The following is a 17286-nucleotide window of genomic DNA, read 5'->3' on the forward strand; positions in this document are numbered from 1 at the left end:
TCAAACGCTATTACTGGACAGGCATCCAGCTTGATGCCGTGTAGCGTTTAGTCAACCTAGTCCGACGGGGCGAAAAATGGAGACCCATCCATTTGGTCGGCTGATCTATTATTGGGGCGCCTGGAGGGGCGTGCATGGTTCCGCGACAAAGCCGCGTGAGGCTGGATATGATCGCCGCTGAGTGGTCAGAGGAAAGGGCGATTAATCCCCGGCTACTGGCTACGGAGCTTGCTGCCTGCCTACGTTCTCTTTCGCCGGAGACCCACCCAATTCATGAAGCTTTTGCTTCCGTTACTATTACCTCAAGTCCAGTAGGCGCAGGGCCTATCACCTTTGGAGCGCTTGCGGCGTACTTTGAAGAAGTAGCTGATGGTCGAGCGCCCACCACCATTTTGGCAGCGACCGGCAAGGTACCTGCCTCTACTGTCACAATCGCGCGCTCATGGATATCTCGGCCAATAGCTGAGGCGGAGGAGCGGGCGCATTTCGCTGCTGGGTATGCACTACCTGCAAATGACAACCCAGTTCTAGCCGTCACAGTTCATTCTGTCTCACAACTCAGCCATTCTCCCCCACCGCAACCTTCAGGTAGCGAGGCTGGGTATCTGAAAATGCGTGAAAGCCATTTGCGGCAGAAGGGTGAACACAGTGCGGCAATAGAGCTTGAGGCGGCGAAGCAGAAAGCTCTGCTATTGGAGGCTGAAAACTCCAACCTTGTTGGGCGCATATCCTTGTACAAATCCAAGCTCGATGAGCTCAATGAAAAGTTTAGGGACGAACGAAGTGCTCGTCTAAACGCTGTCGAATTGCTTGAGGATGCGATGTCTCGCCTTGAATCTGCAGAATCAGCAAGGATGGTCGCAGAGACAAAAGCTGAAGCTGCTGAGATGGCCCTAGCGGTGGCACCAGAGAGAATTGCTGATGACTTTTCTAATCTGCAATCTTCGTTGGAGCAAGCAGGTAAATGGTTTGCCAAGCGGAATAAGCGCAGGCAAGCAGAGCAGGCAGGCGTTGAGCTTTTAATCATTGCAGGATTGCTGGATTTGCTTTTGGAACACGATCGTCCGCCTTACAACAAAGGGCGTATAGCGGAAGCCATCTCTCGTAAAGGATGGCCAGGGGCCGGTCTTAGGAACGTAAATGGCATGTTTGCCGAAGCTAAGAAGGCTGCCGAGGAGGCGGCATTGATAGCGACTTCAAAGGCTGTTGATATCCAGATGAGCAATCCCAAGAAGTAAATTGAATGCAAAAAATTGCAAATGCAAAACTCACTTTTGCAGATGCAATGACCCCCTCTGGTCCTCTGGTTAATTCTGTCCCGGCCTTCATAAACAACGGGAAACAGATATGACCAGCATCACTTCGGCAGCCCCCTCAATCATTGACGCGCGCTTGCTATGCGATCCAGCCACCACGCTAATTCGCATTCCTGAGATGGAAGCCATCACCGGTTACAAGCGACCGACGATTTACAAGCGTCTCAAGGACGACCCAACGTTTCCTAAACCAGTCCCTCTGAGCAACAGCAAGTCCCGTGGAGCACCGGTCGGCTGGGTACTCGCGGAGGTTCAGGCCTGGGTGCGCCAGCGCATCGCACTGCGGGAGGTGGCCGCCTAATGGACAAAAAAAAGGCCAACCATAAGGCCAGCCCGGAAGAATCTCGCCTCCAGAATACTAGCATCACTGCTCAGAACGCACGTCTCGCTGAGCGCATGGAACAAGGCTCTGTCGATACCTTCGCCATCATGCGTGAGCTGAACATCTGCCGCCCAGGTGCGCGTATCTGCGACCTGCGAAACGCTGGTTACAACATCATCACCAACCGCGTCGTGCTGACAGATGAGTGGGGCCGTACACATCGTGGTGTTGCCCTGTACACCCTGATTGCCAAACCTGGTGTGAAGGTGGCGGCATGACAGCCCGCATTGTCCCCTTTGACTACGAAGGCCAGGCTGTGCGCTTCAATGCTGACGGCTGGCTCCATGCAACCCAGATTGCAGAGCGCTTCAGCAAAGAGCCTCACGAATGGCTGCGCCTGCCAGATACCCAGCGCTACCTCGAAGGGCTGCAACGTAGATACGGGGAAATCCCGTATGTAAAAACCAGCCGTGCCCGTGCGGATCGTGGTGGCGGTACCTGGTTGCATCCGAAGCTGGCGGTGAAGTTTGCCCGGTGGCTCGACGTGATTGCTGGCATGGGCGGGCGTACGACCAATCTAGAGCTGGGCTTTGCAGACGCCGTGGCCAGGGCTGCCGCACTCGGTCTGCGAGTAGTACGCAACGGCGCCGAACGCTTCACGCCTAAAGACTTCGACGGGGAGTAACACCATGAAAATTCAAAACGGTGCTTCAGCGCCGATGGGATCGGCTTGCCTGAAGAAAGCTGCCGAGCTGTTTTACGTGACTCACCCCAAGGCTTCTAGGGCTGTGCTCGGGCCATTCCTCAGCCAGGCCGATGCCGAGTGCGGGCGCGTTGTTTTGCGTAGCGCTGACGCCATGGTGACGGCTTGCCTCGTCGATTCGCTGGACGAACTGACCTACTGGCACGCGGTGAACAATGGCCAGGTCTGCCGGGCATTCGCTGGCGCTGATCGGGAGGGCGTGAGCCATGACTAAGGTCACGCCTATTCGCCGCAAGGGGGCCGGTAGTCCACCTACTGCTGGCGCTCACATCGACAGCGCCAGCTATGCGCTGTTGGTGGAAACCCTAGCGGGCTTCCTGGAGCTGCGCCTTGCCGAGGGTGACGCGGGCCGTCACTGCCCTGAACTGGAGCGCCTGACCAACCAACTGGAACGGCTGGCCCAGCGTTTCACACCGCCGCAGGGGGCCGCATGACCGACGCCAAGATCCTTTTCCGTGACGCGCTCCAGTCGGTCTATGGGCCGCTCGATTGGCTGCCCCTGGGCGATAGCGACATTCACCGCTTCCACGTCCCCGGCGACAAGTCCGGCACCCTAAACGGCTGGTATTGCCTGTTTGCCGATGGCATCGCCTCGGGTGCGTTCGGGAGCTGGAAGACGGGCGGCACCAGCACCTGGTGTAGTCGTGAGCCGGTGGATGCCCGCGAAGCCCAGCAGGTGCGCCAGCGCATCGAGCAGGCCCAGCGCCAGCGGGAAGCCGAACGGCAGCGGCGCCAGCTCAAAGCCGCGGGCCTTGCGCAACGCTGGTGGCGTGACGCTCGCCGTGCTGATCCTGGTCACCCTTACCTGATCACCAAGGGCATTCGCGCCCACGGTCTGCGCCAGCGTGGTGAAGACCTGCTGGTGCCGCTGTATGCGGGTGGCGTGCTGGTGAACCTGCAACGGATCGCTGCGAACGGCGAAAAGCGCTTCCTGTATGGCGGGCGCATCAAGGGCGTCTATTCGCCACTGGGACGCATCACACCGGGCAAGCCTTTGTGCATCTGCGAAGGCTGGGCCACGGGTGCCACGCTTCACGAAAGCGGCTACACCGTCGCCTGCGTGATGAACGCCGGGAATCTGAAACCGGTGGCGCTGGAGCTACGGGCCGACTACCCCGGTACCGAAATCATCGTCGCCGGCGACGACGACCGCCAGACCGAAGCTGAAGGCAAGGGCAACCCAGGGCGCACCGCCGCCCATGAAGCTGCGGCCGCGTGTGGTGGCCTGGTGACCTTCCCCGAGTGGCCAGCCGATGCGCCGCTGCCACTTTCCGACTTCAACGACCTCGCTGCCTGGAGGTGTCGCCATGCGCCCGCCTGAAACCAACGTCATCAACCTGCGGCCAGAGGCGCCCAAGGTCGAGCCTGATCGTCCGTGCTGGGGCGTGTATGAGCATTGGGTGACCAATGAGAAAGGCCGCAGGCTCAAGCCTGGCGTGTACTGGCACGGCTTCAAGCGAAGCGCCGCTGACGATGACGGCGACGACGACAAGGCCGACCGCCCGATCATTGATGAGTGGATCGCCACGCCCGTGACCGTCGCCGCTCGCACCACCAACAGCGACGATGGCAGCGAGGGCCGGTTTCTGCGCCTGCTCACCGACAGCGGCCCCAAGGAGTGGATCATTCCTATGGAGGTGTTCGGCGGTAGTGGTGAGGACGCCAGGCGGACGCTGTTCGGCATGGGCGTCATCATCGCCCTGAAAAAGCGCGGTCAGTTCATGGAGTACCTGCTGGACCAACGCCCTGCAGAGGTGTTTGCCACTACCTGCCGCCCCGGCTGGCATGAGTCGGGCGCCTTTGTGCTGCCGGGACGCACCATTGGCAGCGACAAGGTGCGCTATCAGGCCAGCGCCAAGGGGCAAAACCTGTTCAGCGTGCGTGGGAGCCTGGATGGCTGGAAGGTCGAAGTGGCGGCCAAGTGCGAGGGAAACCCGGTACTGACCCTGGCGATCGGTTGCGCCCTCGCTGGCCCGCTGCTGAGCCTGGTGGGCGTGCTGGGTGGCGGTGTTCACCTAGTGGGCGACAGCTCAAGCGGCAAGTCGCTGGCGCAGCTGATCGGCTCATCGGTATGGGGCGACCCCGGCATATTCGCCGCGTCATGGGATATGACCAAGGGCGGCCTAGAGATCGAGGCATCGAGTCGCAACGACACCATGCTGCCCCTGGACGAAATCAAGCGGGCCGACCCCAAGCGCGTACAGGAGATGGCCTACTCGCTCGCCAACGGCCAGGGCAAGGGCACCATGACTCGCGATCGGGAAGCCCGCGGGAAACTGAGCTGGCGCCTCCTGGCGCTATCCAGCGGCGAGCGCTCCCTATCTGAGCACGCGGCCATCAGCGGTAACGCCGCCCATGCTGGTGCTGAGCTGCGCATGGTGGACGTGAACGCCGGCACCCGCACACACCGGGCCTTCGATGAATTGCACGGCCTGGAGGGCGCCGACTTCCACCGCCAGCTCACTGTGGCCGTAGGAGCGAACCACGGCCATATCGGGTCGGCATTCGTGGAGAAGCTTCTGGCCAGCGATGACCGCCCCGGCCTGCTCGAGGACTTCGCCGGTATCCGCGCCCAGTTCGTTGAGGACAACGCCCAGGCCGGGCGGGTGGCGGATCGCTTCGCGGTGATCGCGCTGGCGGGCGAAATGGCCATTGCCTACGGCCTACTGCCCTGGACGCCGGGCACCGCTCTGGCCGACTGCCAGCTGCTATACGGCGAGTGGCTGAGCCGGGTGGGCAGCGGCAATGCCGAGGACCGCCAGATCCTGGCCGGCATCCTCGACTTTATCGACAAGCACGGCAGTAGCCGGTTTTCGGACGTGAATGACCAGACGCCTGACGCCAAGGGACGGCGGCGCAACTCCAGCACCAGGTGCCGCTGCTCATCTGAAACCCGTTGTTTCGTCTTGGCGGCTGAATCCGCCTGTTTCATTGGCGTGGTCATGGCAGCCCGGTACGCGCTGCTGGTCCGCATATTGGCGCTGGTGCTGGGCCAGTTCGCACACAGGTTCGCAACCCCTTATGCGCGAACCTTCCGTGCGAACCTGAGTGGCCTACCTGTTGAGAAATGTTGAGGTTGCCAGCCGGCGGTTTCCACCCTGGTTTCCACGGTAATGGAGCCTTGCCAGTGGCAACCGGTCCAGGGCTCCGAGCATCGAATGACCACATGAAAACCACAGTGCTCGCTGCCCAGCGCCAGCCGATCCGATCTCAGGTTTTGTCAGGTTCCGTGTAAGACGAGTATCGCTGGGTGGGTGGAATTCGTGAAGGTCATGGTCAGCAATTGGGCTATGAGCGGGCCGGATTACGGCGTGAATCAGTGCGGTGTTGCCGCGTGGCAATTTGACATCTGTCCTTAGCAGGCAACAGTATTGAGGCGAAAAGGGCGAGGGATAGCTCTATGCTGTATGGATATCCAGTAAAAGGCTTTACTATGCTAGCTCTATCCAACAGAGTCGCCGGCACGCTCGCGCACGGCGGTGGAAGGGCTGATTATGCTTAGCATCCTCATGAAGTTCGCTCTCGTACTGACAACGATTGCGCCAATCGGTTTAACGCTCTCATTCTTGCTTTATCAAAGCAATGACCAGAAGCTATGGTCATTGTTTGTACTATTTTGTTCGTTGTCGCTCTGTGCGATTTGTCATCAGATAATTATATCTTCAGCCGCCAAACTCAACAAAACGACCGTCACGGCCGTTTCGATAAAGCCTGCCGACAAAGAAATTTCGGGATACTTTGTGGCGTATATGCTGCCGGTGCTAGGTGGTGGTAAGTACTTTCTTGAATCTCTCACTTTCGCTTTTTTTGCGCTGATGTTTTTTGTTTTCATTTGGGTGTCTAAGTCCTTCTACGCGAATCCGGTGTTAGCAATTTGCGGGTATAAGTTCTATGAGGTACAGCTAAATAATGGCGGAAACCTTCTGCTTATTACGAAGAAGGTTATAAGTAAGCCGGCAGATATTGGGAGAGTAAGCTACATAACATCACACACAGTGCTTGAGTCATCATAGGAGCCAATGGATGGATCTTTTTGTTTTGCTAGGAACAACGCCGCGTATTCTTAGAGTTGTTACGAGTGGCGAGCTTCAAACCGATATCGAGGCGGAGCTTCGTCGACAAGCTCAAGCATTCATTAGCAACAAAACCGACGTTGCCTTTGATGCGCGCTACCGGCCTGATGACGATGAGGTACTTCTGATAGATGGCTTCGATGATCTGGACGGCCTGATCGCCGCTGTACGGGAACCAGAAAACGCAGACACTTGGCAGCCCTCTGAGCAGGGGCTGGGTGTAATCAAAGGGCTGTTTGGAGGCTTCACTGAAAATGGATCGACGACAGTAGTCGTCCAAGCTTTCGATAAGCGTCAAGCAATAGCCACAGGAAGGTTTTCAATTTTTTATGACAAGAATACCTTCCGTCGACTAGATGGGATAGGTATCGCCTTAGACAACAAGCCAACCGCAGTACTCACTCAAGGTGTTGCTGAGAATTCGCCTACCGAACTTCGATTTGTTAGCCTTCACAATGCTCGGCGGCTTTTCGATATGGATGCCTATTATCATGAAAGCACTAAGGAAGAGGTAGAAAACTTCTTTAACCTTGACAAGTTCCATGGCTTTGACTCTAGTTGGCTTGATGCCAACATTGATAACTGGATACGCAAGAAGGTCACCTTCATTAATCAGGAAGGTATTCTCGACGCTTGCACGCCACAGGAACTGCGTATTGCAGCTGCCGGGTTTGACATTGATATAGGTGTTTACGATGAAGCCGGGCAAATGAAGCTCGTCTTCCCGGGGGACAAGAAGAGTCTCAAGGCGTTGCTAAGATTCCTGGATGAGGACATTTATCAGTCCCCAATTTCAGGTAACCGTTTCCAGACGAACTCCAAGAGGAAGATCGCCGCGCAAGCGTAAAGCATCAACAAGCTTTACCGGGCCTTTACCGAATGTGAGACAGGCATAAGACGGAACCAGCATGGCCTGGGCGTTTAAGGCCATACGCCAGGCGGTACCGGTAAAGCTGGTGACCGGCGCCGTCTCACATTGCTGGTGGTGCTGGGCGCTACTTTGACCACGCTTTGACGGATCACGGGCCAGGCAGATGGCGATCACGCCGGTGGCCGGGCGTCTGAGGTTTTTCCATCGCTGGAGGCCGTCAAAGTGGGGGCCTTGACCATCTTGTACCCCTGACAGACCCCTGACGGATTCTAGACAGGCCCTAGACGGATCGAGCGGCAGCGGTGGATAGGGACTATTGCGGCGAAGCCTGGCGGCGTTGAACATTCAGCCTGGTGCCGAGCATGCTTCGGTCTGATTGCCGTCAAGAATCCGCGAAAATATTAGACAGGCATTAGACGAAATCAGACAGGTCGCCTGGCGGCTCAATCGATGAATCCCTCAGCAGGCCTGGGCTACAGCTCTGTCCGTTGCATAAACATGGCTACGCGTCGTCAAATATTGCCGGCCGCCTATTCTGGACAGGCTCTGGACGGATTCAGGGCGCCAGCAGGTGGCCAGCCGGGCTGGGGAGCACGTCGGGAGCGGGGTGCGGGTCGGTGGGGTCGAGCGTCGAGCGAATGCCCGTCCAAAATGGCGCCAGCCTTGACCTGCCCTTGACCATCCTTGACAGAAATTCTTGACCCTTCCTGACGGATTGGACCGCTGGCGCTTGAGCATGATCGGCTGTAAGCCTTGCTGTACAAGGGCGGGCGCGAGGTATTGTGGTTCTGTGGGAGCGGTTGCCGTCAAAAAATCTCGCGCAGTCTCGTCAAGGGAAGTCCGGGGAGTCAAAACCTTGCATGGTCGTGGTCCGAAAACTCGAAGACAGAAGACCGCTGTTTGAGTTGTACGGTACGGCAGATACGTCGCAGAGCACTTGCTGATCTTCCCGCCGACTACCATATCAATGCAATGGTTCTGCGCCTTGCCTTTTGGCTCCCCTCAATCCAGCCATGCTGGCATAATGCTCTTAAATTAACTCGGATGTTCGTTATGGCTACAACAGAAGAAGAGATACAGGCATATGTTTCAGCAGAAATAGATAAAGTAATGCGAATCAGGTACACGTGGGTGTTTACTCCGTTGGCATTATCCTTTCTCTTGAAGCTCTACATGATTACCAGGCCAACATTTGGTGAGTCGTTATTTGCTACTGTTGCAGACTATGCCTATCCATTTTTAATAGGGATTTCTCTATTTTATTTGCTGTTTTGGTACTTGCAGACTGGCTTTAAGGATAAAGAAGTACTCAGGCGCGACCTAACACCCTACAGGAAAAGCCATTCAAATGATTTAAGTGGTGAGAGCTCAGTTGCATTAGAGGAGCTTAAGGAGGAAGTCGACGAGCTAAGGCGCACCTCTGGCGCATATATTCTTTCCGAAGAGGTTAAGAGTAAAATAATATCTGACACGGAGAGTGCTGTGCTCCTGCAGTTATTAACTAATCTTGAGGATTCACAAAATAAAGATCTCGCTTTCGATAGCATCGAAGAGTCTAGGGACATTGCGACTAGCAGAATTGAGGATGAATTAAAGAGGCTAATTCGAAGTAGTAGTATTAATTTGTCAGCCGGCGTGTTGATTGCTGCTTTGGGTATATTCGCTCTCGGTTCCTTCGTGTTTCCAGAATTTATAGGGGGCGCGGAAGTGAATTTGCTTTCAGGGCAGACGAATGCTTCAACATTACTGGCGCACTACGCGCCGCGTTTCTCCTTAGTAATCTCTATTGAAATACTTGCATTTTTCTTTTTGCGTCTACATAAATCTAATTTGTATGAGATAAAGTACTACCAGAACGAGCTGACAAATATAGAGCTAAAGTATATTTCGCTGCGGGCAGCAATTCAGCTGGATCGGAATGATACAGCGCACAAAGTAATAAGCAACTTTTCGGAGACCGAACGAAACCATGTTCTTGAAAAGGGGCAGTCGACCATTGAGCTTAAAAAAATTGAACTGGAAAAAAATCAGTTTATTGAGGTCGCAAAGTCTCTGGTTTCGCTCAGCCCTAAAGCTAAGTAATTAGACCAGGCTGGAGTAATCGCTGCAGGTTAGAGAGTTATGGCCATGGTTAAGGAGTTGAAGATCACCATTCCCTGCAGCAAGGGCATCCTCGATTGTATGACCTCACCCTGAGTTAATTGCCCCGACCTGCTTGGAAGGGGCTCAAATTCGAGCGCGTCGAAAAGCCGGAATATTTTCAGCATCCTCTGCTGGTGGTGAAACTACCAATATCGATCGACTCGAGTGAAGGGATATCGCTTCAGTGAACGGCCTTGACAGCAGGCAGAAACAGGTGGCCGGTCGTCCTGAGGAGAACTACTCGGATACTAAGCGGTTATCAGATAATCAGGTGCCCAGCTCATCGCCCATTGAGCACCACCACATCGGGGACCACGCCTAGTCCGTTATCGACTGTGACTACCTACGAGAGCTAGAACCGATACCTTTCCCGCCTGAGCTGGCGCTGCTGATCGTCAGGAAGGCCGCCGCCATGGTCTAAGTATTCGAGAACGAGGCGCTCGACTAGATGACCATGGACGCCAGCAGGGAGCTTCGTCTGGAATGGAGACGCGCAAGATTAACGGGCGGATGGGGCTCTAGCTTGTCTTCCCGCAGTCCTTCGGACATGCTTCTGGATCATTCTGAATCGCCCCTGGTTTCCTAGACACTCTCCAAGCTCAAACTTGGGCGTCATGCATGCCTCTTCGCATTCTGAGCAGGACTTCCGCATTCGCTCTCGGCCACAGTATGACGACGGCGTGTTCCTCGCAAGACTTTCACTCCACCTCAACGTCAGTCCCCTACCGGCTACAGGGCGGGCATCCCTATGATCGCCTGCCCATCGTCCAACGCCACGAAATGGGTCCTAAATACCGTGGCCTTTCGAGCGCAATAACGGGACGATCTCCCCGACAAGAACCTCAGCAACCCTGATACAGGTCCTAGCGCAGGTATCCCCATGACCGACCAAGAACGCTTGTCCACCATCCAACGCTACGCCTGGACCCTCGAACTACTCGGTGAAGCGCTCGTCCAGCATGACGAGGTGCTGGAGTGCGAGCACAACCCGCAGCTGAGCTTTCGCAACACGGCGGGTATTCATCAGGCCATTCGGATCATCAGCCAGTTGGCCAGTGAGCAGTGTGGAAAGTTGCTCAAGTCTGACGACTGATTATTGAGCGCAGACTGGCTCCATTGGCCATGAATTTAAATAGAACCGCTCTATATCGCCATGCCCATCAAACCGCACTTTCCCAACGTTAATACACGAAATAAAAATAACAATTATCATTGACTAATGGCCATTTGACACTATTTAAAGCTGTGCCTATAAACCCTTGCGGTCTTTTTTTGTTAAACAAAAACTGTTTAGGGGAAAGCGGCATGGATCAGGATTTTCACTTCTACGGTACTTACCACTCAGCACTGTGCGGCGGCTTCAACAAGGACGATGCAACCCTTATTGCCAAGGCAGCCAACTTCATCGACTTCTTCAGCGAGAGCACCTATGCCTCTTACTGGAGCCTGGTCAGCGACACCCAAAAATCTGCCAAGTACAACGTCGTGGCCAAGATGGACAACCCGCGCTACACCTACCAGGGCGGGCTGCTGGGTACGATGGGGGAGCCTGAAGATGGCCTGTGGTGCTCGTACCACTTCATCCCCGGCAACTACAACGACCCGGCCGGCACGCCCAGCCGAGAAGAAACCCATGGCGCCGAAGTGGCCAACTACCTGCCCAAGTTCATCAAGCGCGACACCTTTGGCGGCGAGCAGATACTGAGAAAGTACAACGCCAGCAAGGTGAAGGATCTGCAATACGGCAAGATGCTCAACCGGCCGCAAAGCGCACTCTCGCGCAGGCTTGTTCAAGATGCCGTGCTCTGCGCCACCGATGACGACCGGCTGGAGAAGATCATCAGCCTGGCCATCGGCGGGGCAGAGGTGCTGAAGGACAATCGTGCAGACGTGCTGCGCAGGTTCAGGCTGATCCTGCTGGGGGTCAGGGCGCATGTGATCGCCGACACCTGGGCCCACCAGGACCACTGCGGCCTCGACAACGTGATGAACACCTACTGGGATGCGGACTACGACCCGGACTCCTGGGAATGGTCCAAGATGGGCTACGGCCCACAGGCCATCTACTACATGGACGGCTCGTCGAAAAACTGGAACAGGAAAGTCCTGAAATCATCGGACACCAAGGGCGTGCCGTTCGCTAACCCCAACTTCGAAGCGGCCCCCAGCGGTACCAGTTATCTGGGCCACGGCTGGCTCGGGCACTTCCCCGACTACAGTTTCGCCAAGTTCAGGTACAAGCCTTGCTGGTCCAACCCCAAGCAGATGGTCGAGCGCGATAACCCCAAGGAATATGAATCCGCCTGGCTCGAGTTGACCAGTTTGTTTTGCCAGGTAAAAACAGGCAGGAAGTTGCAGTTGGATGACCGCATCAAAGACGAAATGAGCAAAGCCCGCCAGGCCATCGAGGCCCCCTGCGACCTTACCAAGGGCACCTCGGGAAGAAAGAGCTCGGAGCTCGCCTGGAAGCGCATTCTTACCGAAAAGCCAAGTTCGGAAATCAATGTGGACCTGGAGCCCGACACCCATGCGGTTCTGGAGGGCATGGTCCAGATCAGTACCGAGATCCATCGTTTCGGCACCAACTACGTTAATATCCAAAGCGATCTGTACCTGTTCCAGATTGCCGCCGACTATCACTTCCAGTTCGTGAAGCACTACGTCCAGGCCAACGATATCTATCACTTCACAAGCTCGTGGTCGCGGCAGCGAAGTACGTTGTCGGATGCCATCGTGAACCTGTTCGAGTAGTACCGGATAACGGCTATCAACCCCCCCGGGCGCCATGCCGGGGGGCTTGCCGTTCGGCACCGTCGCGGCATCCATCCCTTGCATTCACCCAAGAGCCAGGAATATAGTTGACTGATTACTCAGTCTTCTTAAGCGAACCTCCCTCCATGGCACGTCCCCTCAGCCCCGAAAAACGTGAAGCCTTGCTGTTGTCTGCGATGCAGGCAGTCGCCGAGCTGGGCGTGATGGCCAGCACGTCGAGCATTGCGCGGCGCGCCGGGGTTGCCGACGGTACCTTGTTCACCTACTTCAGCAGCAAGGAGGTGCTGTTCCAGGAGCTCTACCTGCACCTCAAGCAAAGCCTGGTGACGGCCATGATGTCGGACTTCCCGGCCCAGGCCGACTACCGCCAGCGCATGGAGTACATCTTCAATCGCTATGTCAGCTGGGGCCTGAACAATGCCCTGGAGCGCGTGGTGCTGGCACGGCTGTCGGCGTCGGGGCAGGTGACCGCAGAAACCCGCGCACTGGGCGCGCAGCCGTTCCAGGCCGTGTCCAGGACGATGGAGGGCGGGGTAGAGGACGGCGTGCTGATCGATGCCCCGATCAGCTTCATTTCTTCCGTGATCGAGAGTATCGCCACCACCACCATCGAACACATCGAGAAGTCCCCGGAGGAGGCCGACCGCCACCGCCAGCTGGGCTTCCATATGCTGTGGCGCGCCATTACGGCGTAAAAGCCTTGCCTTTTAACTGAGTGATTAATCACTCACAACTTGTAACAGGAGTATCTTCATGGCTGTTCAAAAGTGGTTCATTACCGGTGCTTCGGGTGGCCTGGGCCTGGCCCTTACCGAAAAGGCGCTGGCCCAGGGGCATACCGTGGTCGCCGCCGTGCGTCGTGTGGAGGCGATGCAGGCGTTGCAACAGGCGTATCCAAAGCGCCTTCATGTGGAAGCGCTCGACGTGACCGACCGCGAACAGGTACGCGCCGTTGCTGCCCGCCATCCCGATGTGGAGGTGGTGGTCAACAACGCGGGCGGGGCGGTGATCGGTGCGATGGAAGAGATGACCGACGCCGAAGTCGAGCAGCAGATCGCGCTCAACCTGATGGCGCCGATACAGGTCACCCGCGCCTTCATGGCGGCGATGCGCGCACAGCAGCGCGGTACCTTCATCCATGTCAGCAGTGTCGGCGGCCGTACCGCCTACCCGGGCGGCTCGCTGTATCACGCGGCCAAGTACGGTCTGGAAGGCTTCGCCGAAGCGGTGGCGCAAGAGCTGGCCGAGTTCGGCATCAACACCCTGATCATCGAGCCAGGTTCGATCAAGACCGGCTTCGTGGCCAACATCCGCTGGACCGAGCAGCTCGACGCCTACAAGGGCAGTGCGGTCGGCAACCTGCGCGGGTGGATCGAACAGCATGGCGAAGACACCGCCTCGGGCGACCCGCTGAAAATGGCCGACGCCATCTACACCCTCAGCCAGCTGCACAAGCCGCCGCTGCGCACCGTGCTCGGCGGGGATGCCTATGCGGCGCTGGAGGCCGGCTATGCCCGCAGCCTGGCGGACATTCAGGCACAGAAGGCGCTTGCCGAGTCGGTGATGCTGGAAGGCAAGGCCGGCTTTCGGCCCGAGTGAGCAGCCCCCTCTTTTACGTTGCCCATGCGCCGCGGTCGGCGCGTTGAAAAGGTTGAATGATCATGTCTGAAGTCTGGTTGATTACCGGTGCGTCCCGAGGCCTGGGGCGCGCCATTCTGGAGGCGGCGCTGCACAGCGGCGCCAAGGTGCTGGCCACTGCACGCGACATCACACGCTTCGTCGAGCTGCAGGCGCAGTACGGCGCCAACCTGGCCACGTTCGAACTGGACGTGACCGACGAACAGCAGGCCAGGCACGCCGTGGCCGAGGCCGTGCGCCGTTTTGGCCGGCTGGATGTGCTGGTCAACAACGCGGGCTTCGGCCATATCCAGCCGTTCGAGCATATCCCCACCGATGATTTTCGCGCCGAGGTCGAGACCAATCTGTTCGGCGTGGTCAACCTCACCCGTGCGGCCATTCCGGTGATGCGTTCCCAGGGCCGCGGCCATATCTTTCAGGTGTCATCGGCCGGCGGTCGCATCGCAAGCCCGGGCCTGTCGGCCTATCAGGCGGCCAAATGGGCCGTGGGCGGGTTCAGCGACGTGGTCGGCAAGGAGGTCGCGCCGTTCGGCATCCAGGTGTGCACCCTGGAGCCCGGCGGCATGCGTACCGACTGGGGCCACCAGGCCCGCAGCACGCTCACCGAGCTGGCCCCGGACTACATGGCGTCGATGGCCGCGTTCAAGGCCTTGATCGAGTCCTACGTGGGCAACGAAGTGGGCGACCCCGAGCGCATTGCACAGCTGATCGTGGCGCTGGCCGCTCGTGAAGGGCTGCCGTCGCGTCTACTGTTGGGGTCGGACGCCTTGTATGTGGTGGAGGTGGAAGAGGCCGCCCGCAGCGAAGCGATGCAGCGCTGGAAGCCGGTCAGCCTCGCGGCCGATTTCGGCACGGCACCGCCGCAATGGCCGTCGGCATGAAGCCGGCGCACCCTTCAAACTGAGCGAGGCCAGCCTACGCCATGAACATAGTGATCTTTGGTGCATCCGGCATGATCGGCAGCGGGGTGCTGCGCGAATGCCTGGCGGCGCAGGATGTGGAGTCCGTTCGCTTGATCGGGCGCTCACGCCTGAACGCCCAGCACCCCAAGCTCCGGCAGGTGGTCAGGCCGGCCTTCGCCGATAACCCGTCCACGCTGCTCGACGACGACCTGCGCGATGTGGATGCGTGTTTCTTCTGCCTGGGCGTTTCGGCGGCGGGCATGACCCAGGCGCAGTACACCCACATGACCTACCGCCTGACCCTGGCGGTGGCCCAGCGCGTGTGCGAGCTCAACCCGCATGCCACCTTCATCTACGTCTCCGGGGCGGGCGCCGACAGCAGCGAAACCAGCTCGACGATGTGGGCGCGGGTGCGCGGCATGACGGAGAACAGCCTGCTGCGCCTGCCGTTCAGGCGCGTGCACATCCTGCGCCCGGCGGTGATTCAGCCGTTGCATGGGGCCATCTCCAGAACCCGCGCGTACCGCGTGTTCTACCGGCTCACCGGCCCGCTGCTGAGCCTGGCGCGTGCGCTGTTGCCCGAAAAGGTGCTGAGCACCGAGGTCATCGGCCAGGCAATGCTGTCGATCGCCCGCCATGGTGCCACCCAGCCCGTGCTCGATTCGGCGCAGATCTACCACACGGCCTTGCGCGAAAAACCGGCCCCCAACGGCGGGTGACGCGCTGGGGAGGTTGATGGCAGGCGCTGAAAAATCCGGTTGCAGATAACATATGGATATCCGTATATTCGGTTATCCATATGTAAGGGCCGCCCACAATGATTACCCCACCCGACCTGTTCAAGAGCCTGGCCGACGAAACCCGCGCTCGCGCTGCGCTGCTGATCGCAGAGCAGGGCGAGTTGTGCGTGTGCGAGCTGATGTGCGCCCTGGGCGACAGCCAGCCCAAGATCAGCCGTCACCTGGCGCAGCTGCGTACCAGCGGCCTGTTGCTCGACCGCCGCCAGGGGCAGTGGGTGTATTACCGTCTCAACCCGCAACTGCCCGGCTGGGTGCACGACCTGCTGCAGGTGACGCTGCGCGCCAATGCCGACTGGCTCAAGGACAACACCACACGCTTGCACAACATGGACGGTCGCCCCGTTCGTGCTGCTGCCTGCTGCTGAGCCAGGAGCGCCCCGATGCTGACTGCCATCGCTGTTTTCCTGCTCACCCTGACCCTGGTCATCTGGCAACCCCGCGGCCTGGGCGTCGGCTGGAGCGCCAGCCTCGGCGCACTGCTGGCCCTGGCGCTGGGCGCGGTGTCGCTGCACGACATCCCCACGGTGTGGGCGATTGTGTGGAACGCCACCGCCACCTTCATCGCGATCATCGTCATCAGCCTGCTGCTCGACGAGGCCGGCTTCTTCGAATGGGCAGCCCTGCACGTGGCCCGCTGGGCGCGCGGCAACGGGCGCCGGCTGTTTGCCTTCATCGTGCTGCTGGGCGCTGCGGTCTCGGCGCTGTTCGCTAACGACGGTGCGGCGCTGATCCTTACCCCTATCGTCATGTCGATGCTGCTGGCGCTGCGTTTCTCCCCGGCTGCGACCCTGGCGTTCGTCATGGCCGCAGGCTTCATTGCCGACACCGCCAGCCTGCCGCTGGTGGTCTCCAACCTGGTGAACATCGTTTCGGCCGATTACTTCGGCCTGGGCTTTGGCGAATACGCATCGGTGATGGTGCCGGTGAACCTGGTGAGTGTGGCGGCCACCTTGCTGGTGCTGTTTCTGTACTTTCGCCGCGACATACCGGCGGTGTACGAGGTACAGGCACTGAAGGCGCCGGTGCTGGCGATCCGCGACCGCGCCACCTTCCGCGTGGGCGGGGGCGTGCTGGTGGCGCTGCTGGTGGGCCTGTTCCTGCTCGAGCCGCTGGGCATCCCGATCAGCGCCGTGGCGGCGGCCTGTGCAGTGGTGCTGTTCATCGTCGCTGCGCGCGGGCATGTGATCTCCACCCGGCGCGTGCTGCGCGATGCGCCCTGGCAGATCGTGGTGTTTTCGCTGGGTATGTACCTGGTGGTGTACGGCCTGAAAAACGCCGGCCTTACCGACCTGCTCACCCAGTTGCTGGACCGCCTTGCCGCCTATGGCGTGTGGGGCGCATCGCTGGGCACCGGGCTGCTTGCCGCAGTGCTGTCCTCGGTGATGAACAACCTGCCCAGCGTGCTGATCGGCGCGCTTTCGATTCACGCCAGCGAAGCCCAGGGTGTGGTGCGCGAGGCGATGGTCTACGCCAACGTCATCGGCTGCGACCTGGGCCCCAAGATCACCCCCATCGGCAGCCTGGCCACATTGCTCTGGCTGCATGTGCTGGCGCGCAAGGGCACGCGCATCACCTGGGGCTACTACTTCAAGGTCGGCCTGCTGCTGACGGTGCCTGTGCTGTTGATCACGCTTTCGGCCCTGGCCCTGCGCCTGAGCCTTTGACCATTCTGCCTGCCAAAGGGAGT

General features: G+C 58.6%; 19 protein-coding genes. 18 read left to right on the forward strand and 1 reads right to left on the reverse strand.

Translation table 11 applies throughout. The features are described from left to right. The first annotated feature begins 167 nt into the window (after positions 1-167). From ACPRTJ_RS14620 to ACPRTJ_RS14655, 8 genes are all read left to right on the forward strand, one after another. Positions 168-1238, forward strand: a complete 1071-nt coding sequence (locus tag ACPRTJ_RS14620) for a hypothetical protein (protein WP_426427054.1) — start codon at positions 168-170, stop codon at positions 1236-1238. Positions 1239-1347: 109 nt separating this feature from the next. Further along, positions 1348-1617 carry a helix-turn-helix transcriptional regulator gene (locus ACPRTJ_RS14625; protein ID WP_426427055.1) on the forward strand — a complete coding sequence of 90 codons (270 nt, stop codon included), beginning with the start codon at positions 1348-1350 and terminating at the stop codon, positions 1615-1617. Further along, the gene (locus tag ACPRTJ_RS14630; protein ID WP_426427056.1) at positions 1617-1916 is read left to right on the forward strand and encodes a helix-turn-helix domain-containing protein; all 300 of its coding nucleotides are present in this window, start codon (positions 1617-1619) and stop codon (positions 1914-1916) included. The genes ACPRTJ_RS14625 and ACPRTJ_RS14630 overlap by 1 nt, the downstream gene beginning before the upstream one ends. Then, positions 1913-2323, forward strand: coding sequence for a KilA-N domain-containing protein (locus tag ACPRTJ_RS14635; RefSeq protein ID WP_426427057.1), 411 nt, complete (start codon positions 1913-1915; stop codon positions 2321-2323). Before ACPRTJ_RS14630 ends, ACPRTJ_RS14635 begins: the two co-directional genes overlap by 4 nt. Before the next feature lie 4 nt (positions 2324-2327). Next, positions 2328-2615, forward strand: coding sequence for a hypothetical protein (locus ACPRTJ_RS14640; protein WP_426427058.1), 288 nt, complete (start codon positions 2328-2330; stop codon positions 2613-2615). Next, positions 2608-2835 (forward strand): hypothetical protein, encoded by a 228-nt coding sequence (locus tag ACPRTJ_RS14645; protein WP_426427059.1) that lies wholly within the window; start codon positions 2608-2610, stop codon positions 2833-2835. The genes ACPRTJ_RS14640 and ACPRTJ_RS14645 overlap by 8 nt, the downstream gene beginning before the upstream one ends. Continuing rightward, positions 2832-3722 carry a toprim domain-containing protein gene (locus ACPRTJ_RS14650; RefSeq protein WP_426427060.1) on the forward strand — a complete coding sequence of 297 codons (891 nt, stop codon included), beginning with the start codon at positions 2832-2834 and terminating at the stop codon, positions 3720-3722. The genes ACPRTJ_RS14645 and ACPRTJ_RS14650 overlap by 4 nt, the downstream gene beginning before the upstream one ends. Continuing rightward, positions 3709-5475 carry a DUF927 domain-containing protein gene (locus ACPRTJ_RS14655; RefSeq protein ID WP_426427061.1) on the forward strand — a complete coding sequence of 589 codons (1767 nt, stop codon included), beginning with the start codon at positions 3709-3711 and terminating at the stop codon, positions 5473-5475. Before ACPRTJ_RS14650 ends, ACPRTJ_RS14655 begins: the two co-directional genes overlap by 14 nt. A gap of 572 nt (positions 5476-6047) precedes the next feature. Here ACPRTJ_RS14655 and ACPRTJ_RS14660 read toward each other — a convergent pair. After that, complete coding sequence (locus tag ACPRTJ_RS14660) at positions 6048-6233, reverse strand: hypothetical protein (protein ID WP_426427062.1); 186 nt, start codon at positions 6231-6233, stop codon at positions 6048-6050. A gap of 191 nt (positions 6234-6424) precedes the next feature. Between ACPRTJ_RS14660 and ACPRTJ_RS14665 the strand changes: the two genes are divergently transcribed. The 10 genes from ACPRTJ_RS14665 to ACPRTJ_RS14710 all read left to right on the forward strand — a co-directional run bounded on the left by ACPRTJ_RS14665 (position 6425) and on the right by ACPRTJ_RS14710 (position 17263). Then, entirely contained in the window at positions 6425-7321 is an 897-nt protein-coding gene (locus ACPRTJ_RS14665; protein WP_426427063.1) for a hypothetical protein, read from the forward strand. A gap of 1077 nt (positions 7322-8398) precedes the next feature. Beyond that, on the forward strand, positions 8399-9427 hold the full coding sequence (locus ACPRTJ_RS14670) for a hypothetical protein (protein ID WP_426427064.1): 1029 nt from the start codon (positions 8399-8401) through the stop codon (positions 9425-9427). A 940-nt stretch (positions 9428-10367) separates the two neighbouring features. Continuing rightward, positions 10368-10580, forward strand: a complete 213-nt coding sequence (locus tag ACPRTJ_RS14675; protein ID WP_274096824.1) for a hypothetical protein — start codon at positions 10368-10370, stop codon at positions 10578-10580. A 212-nt stretch (positions 10581-10792) separates the two neighbouring features. Further along, complete coding sequence (locus ACPRTJ_RS14680; RefSeq protein ID WP_058540834.1) at positions 10793-12238, forward strand: DUF6765 family protein; 1446 nt, start codon at positions 10793-10795, stop codon at positions 12236-12238. Positions 12239-12384: 146 nt separating this feature from the next. Next, positions 12385-12954 carry a TetR/AcrR family transcriptional regulator gene (locus ACPRTJ_RS14685; protein ID WP_210014854.1) on the forward strand — a complete coding sequence of 190 codons (570 nt, stop codon included), beginning with the start codon at positions 12385-12387 and terminating at the stop codon, positions 12952-12954. 58 nt (positions 12955-13012) lie between these two features. Next, positions 13013-13858, forward strand: a complete 846-nt coding sequence (locus tag ACPRTJ_RS14690; protein ID WP_078479487.1) for an SDR family NAD(P)-dependent oxidoreductase — start codon at positions 13013-13015, stop codon at positions 13856-13858. Between the two features lie 62 nt (positions 13859-13920). After that, positions 13921-14778 carry an SDR family NAD(P)-dependent oxidoreductase gene (locus ACPRTJ_RS14695; RefSeq protein ID WP_426427065.1) on the forward strand — a complete coding sequence of 286 codons (858 nt, stop codon included), beginning with the start codon at positions 13921-13923 and terminating at the stop codon, positions 14776-14778. A gap of 41 nt (positions 14779-14819) precedes the next feature. Next, complete coding sequence (locus ACPRTJ_RS14700; protein WP_043860441.1) at positions 14820-15518, forward strand: epimerase; 699 nt, start codon at positions 14820-14822, stop codon at positions 15516-15518. Between the two features lie 98 nt (positions 15519-15616). After that, entirely contained in the window at positions 15617-15964 is a 348-nt protein-coding gene (locus ACPRTJ_RS14705) for a metalloregulator ArsR/SmtB family transcription factor (protein ID WP_058540837.1), read from the forward strand. A gap of 15 nt (positions 15965-15979) precedes the next feature. Then, positions 15980-17263 (forward strand): arsenic transporter, encoded by a 1284-nt coding sequence (locus ACPRTJ_RS14710; RefSeq protein WP_278929234.1) that lies wholly within the window; start codon positions 15980-15982, stop codon positions 17261-17263. Positions 17264-17286 lie beyond the last annotated feature (23 nt).

The organism is Pseudomonas palmensis (genome assembly GCF_049942755.1).
In the GTDB taxonomy this organism is placed as follows: Bacteria; Pseudomonadota; Gammaproteobacteria; order Pseudomonadales; family Pseudomonadaceae; genus Aquipseudomonas; species Aquipseudomonas palmensis.